Origin of the sequence: Sneathiella sp., assembly GCF_029233945.1 — a bacterium.
In the GTDB taxonomy this organism is placed as follows: Bacteria; Pseudomonadota; Alphaproteobacteria; order Sneathiellales; family Sneathiellaceae; genus Sneathiella.
This window is the reverse complement of record NZ_JARGOQ010000104.1, coordinates 1-4,243: the sequence shown is the minus strand read 5'-3', so window position 1 is coordinate 4,243 and position 4,243 is coordinate 1. Positions and strand designations below refer to the sequence as shown.

Below are 4,243 nucleotides of genomic sequence, written 5' to 3'. Positions count from 1 at the left end.
ACCATGCCCTATATGAAGGTCGTGATCGACACCATGAAGGAAAAGGGCATCCGCGATGACTATATCGTCATGGTCGGCGGTGCCCCGCTCAATGAGGAATTTGCTGATAGTGTCGGCGCCGATGCCTATGGCCGGGATGCGGCGATGACGGTGGAGATTGCCCAGAAGATGGTTGCCGAACGCCGAGCGGCCTGACCCCTTTGCCTTGGGAGCGTGATATGACAGTTGCGCCGGAAAAAACGCTTCTGATCGCCTGCGGTGCGTTGGCCGGGGAAACGCTCGCCGTCATCCGCGCCAATGGCTGGGAGCATATGGAGGTCAGTTGCTTGCCCGCCAAGCTCCATAACACGCCCGCGCTTATCCCGAATGCCATGCGCACCAAAATACGCGAAAAGCGCGGTCAGTTCGCGCACATCTATGCTCTTTATGGCGATTGCGGCACGGGCGGGCTTCTCGATAAGGTATTGGAGGAAGAGGGGGTGGAGCGTATCGCGGGCGCCCATTGCTATGAGTTTTTTACCGGCAGTGCCATTTTCGATGCCCTGCAGGAGGCGGAAGTCGGCACCTTCTATCTCACCGATTTCCTCGCCCGGCATTTCGAGAAGCTGACGATCGAAGGACTTGGTATCGACAGGCACCCCGAACTTCTCCCGCTCTATTTCGGAAATTATACCCGGCTTGTCTATATTTCCCAGATCGAGAATGCTGAGTTGCAGGAGAAGGCGCGCGCTGCGGCGGATCGTTTGTCTCTTCGCTATGAATATCGCTTTACCGGCCTCAACGGCATTGGTGATTTTCTGAATAAGAAGGCGGGGTAGGGCGATGGCGCAACTCACCATTCTATATTGGCGGGATATCCCCTCCCAGATCGTGGTCAAGCAAGGCCGCAAGAACGCCAAGGTCATGCTCTCCGAGCGCTTTCAGGAGGCAATCGATATGGCGGCCATGCGCGACAAGGCGCATGAGTCGGATGCCTATCTCGAAGGCTGGCGCAAGGGCGACCCAGAAACTGTTGACGGTGATCTGGAGGCCCTCGCGGCGGCGCATGCCGCCGCTCTGGAGGCGGCTTTCGATGAGGCGGCGCTCCGGGCGCTGGTTGTCTCCGGCGGCCGGAAGGAAAGCTAATGCCGAAATCCGCCTATCAACCCGCAAGCCGCAGCCCCGTTACCCGCAACCGTGCCTTTTACTCGGTGCGGCTCTGGTCGGTGCGGCATTCGCGTGGGCTGGAGCGGGTTTACAACCTTCTCGCGGGCGTGTTCCTGAAACTTCATCCTTTCTGGAAATTTGTTGGCTACAGCCGCGCGGAAAAGCCGGTGGTTCTGGTCGAGAAGACGGTGAAGAAATTCCTCTTTGACTGCCGGATGTGCGGGCAATGCGCGCTCAGCGATACCGGTATGTCCTGCCCGATGAACTGCCCGAAATCCCTGCGGAATGGCCCCTGCGGCGGTGTGCGGGCGAATGGCAATTGTGAGGTGGAGCCGGATATGCCCTGTGTCTGGGTGCAGGCCTGGAAAGGCAGCCGCCAAATGCGGGCAGGGGACAATATCCTGAGCGTTCAGTCGCCGGTCGATCATTCCTTTTCCGGCTCTTCCGCCTGGCTTCGGGCGACTGCGCAGTCGGCTGAGGCGGCGGAAGCCGAAAAGACGGGAGCTGCCTAATATGATCGCAACTGCCCCCGCAGACATAAGCGCACCGCTGCCGCCGCAACCGGGTCATACCTCCCGCGGACGGCTGGAGCGGGTGCTGCGCGCCGGGGAGTTTGCCGTGACGGCGGAGCTTAACCCGCCCGACAGCGCCGATCCTACGGAAGTCTTCGATCGCGGCGCGGTATTCGATGGTTGGGTGGATGGGATCAACGCGACGGACGGGTCTGGCGCGAACTGCCATATGTCCTCCGTCGGGATCTGTGCGCTGCTAACCCGTGTGGGCTACTCCCCGATCATGCAGATATCCTGCCGCGATCATAACCGTATCGCCATTCAGGGTAATGTCCTCGGTGCGGCGGCGATGGGGGTGAATAATATCCTCTGCCTGACCGGCGACGGGGTGCAGGCGGGCGATCAACCGGGCGCCAAGCCGGTCTTTGACCTTGATTGCATGTCGCTCCTGCGGACGATCCGCCTGATGCGCGATGAGGGGCGGTTCCTGTCGGGGCGCAAGATTTCCTCTCCGCCGCAGGTGTTTCTGGGCGCGGCGATCAATCCCTTCGCACCACCCTATGATTTCCGACCGCTCCGGCTGGCCAAGAAGATCGAGGCCGGGGCGCAGTTCGTGCAATCGCAATATTGCTTCGATATCCCGATGTTGGACCGCTATATGGAGCAGGTGCGCGATCTGGGGCTTGACGAGAAATGCTACATCCTGATTGGCGTCGGGCCGCTTGCCTCTGCCCGCGCCGCGAAATGGATCAGGAGTAATGTGCCCGGCATCCATATCCCCGATGCGATTATCGACCGGCTGGAAGGCGCGGAGGATCAGAAGCTTGAGGGCAAGAAAATCTGTATCGAGATGCTCCAGCAGGTGCGGGAGATGACGGGCGTCTCCGGCGCGCATGTCATGGCCTACCGGCAGGAGGAGCTGGTCGCGGAAATCGTTCATGAATCCGGTATCTTGAAAGGCCGTCGCCCATGGACACGCGAGAGCAATCCCGATTTTGAGGCGGTGACCGAGGCCTTCGAGACCGCCAAGGACCAGTTTGAGCATCCCATCGATCCAGAGGAGGCGGTGGCTGCCGCTTTTGAGGAACACTAAGTCGGTCCTGAACAAGAGAGAAGACGGTTCTGCCGTTTAATGGAAAGAGAGTTTTAATCGGCGAAAGCCCCGTTCTATAAGGCATATTGGCATGACGGATACCCTGATTTCTTCGGCGACCAAGGAAGTCGTCATCGGCTTTGACCGGCCCTTTGTGATTATCGGGGAACGGATCAACCCGACAGGGCGTAAACTGCTGGCCGAGGAAATGAAGAACGGCGATTACAGCCGCGTGGAATCGGATGCGCTTGCGCAAGTTGCCGCCGGGGCGCAGATGCTCGATGTTAATGCCGGTATCCCGCTCGCCGATGAACCACGTATCCTGGCGGAGGCGATCCAGCTCGTGCAGAGCCTGACCGATGTGCCGCTCTCCATTGACAGTTCTATCGTTGCGGCATTGGAGTCCGGCCTCTCTGTTTATCAGGGCAAGCCGCTGGTTAATTCTGTCACCGGCGAAGAGGACCGTCTGGAAACGGTCCTGCCGCTGGTCAAGAAATATGGTGCGGCGGTGGTTGCCATCTCCAATGATGAAACGGGTATCTCTGAGGACCCGGATGTGCGCTTTGCCGTTGCCAAAAAGATTGTCGAACGGGCGCAGGATTACGGCATTCCGGCCTCCGACGTGGTGGTCGATCCGCTGGTGATGCCGGTGGGGGCGCTTAATGACGCGGGCCGGCAGGTGATGTCGCTCGTTCGCCGCTTGCGGGAGGAACTTAAAGTCAACACGACCTGTGGGGCCTCCAACTTCAGCTTTGGGCTTCCCAACCGCCACGGCATGAATGCGGCGTTTCTTTCCATGGCGATCGGCGCGGGCATGACCTCGGCGATTACAAATCCGCTGCATGAGCCGGAAATGGCCGCCATCAAGGGCGCGAATGTGGTGATGGGGAATGATCCGAACTGCGTGAAATGGATCAAGACCTTCCGCGAACCGGCGGCAGAAGGCAGCGAGGAGGCTCGCCGCGCGGGCCGGCGACGGAGACGCAATGCCTGATCGGTCGCTGGGAAAGGAAAAAACCCATCTGATCGCTTTCATGCCGTCGGGCAAGCGGGGGCGCTTTCCCCATGGCACACCGGTGCTGGAGGCCGCCCGCCTTCTCGGCGTGGATATCGACAGCGTGTGCGGCGGTCGCGGGATATGCGGCCGTTGTCAGGTGGATATGACGGTCGGTAGATTTTCCAAGCATGGGGTGACCAGCCGGGAAAACTCGCTTTCTCCCTTTAACGAGGTCGAGCAGAAATATGCGGGTCGGCGCAAGCTGAAGGACGGTCGGCGGCTCAGCTGTCAGGCGCAGCTTCTGGGCGATGCGGTGATTGACGTGCCTGCAACCAGCCAGGTGCATAAGCAGGTCGTCGTCAAGCAGGCTGATGACCGGAAAATCGAGATGGACCCGGCGATCCGGCTGCATTTTGTCCAGGTGCTGGAACCGGATATGCATAACCCGACCGGCGATTTCGAGCGGCTTTGCGCGGCATTGAAACAGCAGTGGGA

7 protein-coding genes are annotated in these 4,243 nt (G+C 59.9%); all 7 read left to right on the top strand.

Features of this window, described 5'->3' with window-relative positions:
* Positions 1-195 (top strand): hypothetical protein (locus P1U71_RS17765; protein WP_301107013.1); only part of this gene is annotated, 195 nt, incomplete at its 5' end.
* A gap of 23 nt (positions 196-218) precedes the next feature.
* The gene (locus P1U71_RS17760) at positions 219-818 is read left to right on the top strand and encodes a DUF1638 domain-containing protein (protein ID WP_301107012.1); all 600 of its coding nucleotides are present in this window, start codon (positions 219-221) and stop codon (positions 816-818) included.
* A gap of 4 nt (positions 819-822) precedes the next feature.
* Positions 823-1,125 (top strand): virulence factor, encoded by a 303-nt coding sequence (locus P1U71_RS17755; protein WP_301107011.1) that lies wholly within the window; start codon positions 823-825, stop codon positions 1,123-1,125.
* Positions 1,125-1,658 (top strand): methylenetetrahydrofolate reductase C-terminal domain-containing protein, encoded by a 534-nt coding sequence (locus tag P1U71_RS17750; protein ID WP_301107010.1) that lies wholly within the window; start codon positions 1,125-1,127, stop codon positions 1,656-1,658. Before P1U71_RS17755 ends, P1U71_RS17750 begins: the two co-directional genes overlap by 1 nt.
* 1 nt (position 1,659) lies before the next feature.
* On the top strand, positions 1,660-2,751 hold the full coding sequence (locus P1U71_RS17745; RefSeq protein WP_301107009.1) for a methylenetetrahydrofolate reductase: 1,092 nt from the start codon (positions 1,660-1,662) through the stop codon (positions 2,749-2,751).
* Positions 2,752-2,842: 91 nt separating this feature from the next.
* Complete coding sequence (locus tag P1U71_RS17740) at positions 2,843-3,745, top strand: methyltetrahydrofolate cobalamin methyltransferase (protein WP_301107008.1); 903 nt, start codon at positions 2,843-2,845, stop codon at positions 3,743-3,745.
* The coding region (locus P1U71_RS17735; protein ID WP_301107007.1) for a 2Fe-2S iron-sulfur cluster-binding protein at positions 3,738-4,243 on the top strand (506 nt) is incomplete at its 3' end. The genes P1U71_RS17740 and P1U71_RS17735, both read left to right, overlap by 8 nt.